The sequence below is a fragment of the Collinsella sp. AM20-15AC genome (assembly GCF_003471405.1).
GTDB lineage: Bacteria > Actinomycetota > Coriobacteriia > Coriobacteriales > Coriobacteriaceae > Collinsella.
Genome location: NZ_QRJA01000076.1, coordinates 1 through 563, shown reverse-complemented (window position 1 = coordinate 563; position 563 = coordinate 1). Strand labels below are relative to the sequence as shown.

Below are 563 nucleotides of genomic sequence, written 5' to 3'. Positions count from 1 at the left end.
TGGAATGGAGAAGGGGGAGGCCTCGCGGCCTCCCCCTTTTTTGCGTTATATGCGATATTTGCCCTATCCGTTTTAGGAGTGCTCGGATTGACGTTAGTCGAGGTCATCGTTGTCATCTGCGTTGGGGTAGAGCCGATCTTTTTGTTTATGTCGCTTTCTGTTGGCGCTCAGTCGACTCTAGGGTTCTGTCGCCACGTATATCCGGACGGTTCTTTTGCTCCTTATTTCCAGTAAATCAGTTAAGGGGTATTGTTTCAATCAAATACACTCCGCCAGCGGGGGCTCTATCTAATTAGTGATAGAGCCCCCGCTGGCGTTTTATAGGTTTGTTAACGTTGTCCTTCTATTTATGACGAGCTAACTAGCAGAGACCGACGAGGGTATAAAGATGCTATGTCTACAGTGGACAGCAAGATTCCCGAGGTCATACGGTCTGTCCATGGTTTATGACCAAATGTGTGACTCTGAGCAACTCGGAGCCAGCTAATTCATTTGTGAACAAAATATGGAGTACGGGATTCCCGCCCCCGGCGCCCCTCCGGTCTGGCAATATATCTCCTTGC

Annotated in this window: 1 protein-coding gene; it reads left to right on the top strand. The window is 49.0% G+C overall.

Annotated features, from left to right (window positions below; all coding sequences use genetic code 11):
• A partial coding sequence (locus DW233_RS10530) for a hypothetical protein (protein WP_233547990.1) occupies window positions 1-234 on the top strand: 234 nt, incomplete at its 5' end.
• Between the last annotated feature and the right edge of the window lie 329 nt (window positions 235-563).